Below are 705 nucleotides of genomic sequence, written 5' to 3' on the forward strand. Positions count from 1 at the left end.
ACCGGCGGCGTCTATTTCGGCGAGCCGAAGGAGATCATCGATCTCGGCAACGGCCAGAAGCGCGGCATCGACACCCAGGTCTACGACACCTACGAGATCGAGCGCATCTCCGGCGTCGCCTTCGAGCTCGCCCGCACAAGACAGAACCGCGTCTGCTCGATGGAAAAGCGCAACGTCATGAAGTCGGGCGTCTTGTGGAACCAGGTGGTGACCGAGACGCACAAGGCGAAGTATGCCGACGTAAAGCTCGAGCACATGCTGGCCGATGCCGGCGGCATGCAGCTGGTGCGCCAGCCCAAGCAGTTCGACGTCATCGTCACCGACAACCTGTTCGGCGACATGCTGTCGGATGTGGCCGCCATGCTCACCGGTTCGCTCGGCATGCTGCCGTCGGCCTCGCTCGGCGCACCGGACGGCGTCACCGGCAAGCGCAAGGCGCTCTACGAGCCGGTGCACGGCTCGGCGCCGGATATTGCCGGCAAGGGCATTGCCAACCCGATCGCGATGATCGCATCGTTCGCCATGTGCCTGCGCTACTCCTTCAACCTCGTGAAGGAAGCCGACAACCTGGAAAAGGCGATCGCCAACGTGCTCGACCAGGGCATCCGCACCGGCGACATCATGGCCGAAGGCGCGAAAAAGGTCGGCACGACGGAGATGGGCGACGCCATCCTCGCCGAGTTCAAGGCGCTCTCGGCGTAAGCC

Annotated in this window: 1 protein-coding gene; it reads left to right on the forward strand. The window is 64.1% G+C overall.

What is annotated here, in order from left to right; translation table 11 throughout:
• Positions 1-702: 3-isopropylmalate dehydrogenase (leuB, locus tag C1A35_RS35670; RefSeq protein WP_199773117.1), on the forward strand; the 702-nt coding region annotated here is incomplete at its 5' end.
• Between the last annotated feature and the right edge of the window lie 3 nt (positions 703-705).

It is taken from the genome of Ensifer adhaerens (assembly GCF_002940685.1).
Lineage (GTDB): Bacteria > Pseudomonadota > Alphaproteobacteria > Rhizobiales > Rhizobiaceae > Ensifer > Ensifer adhaerens_E.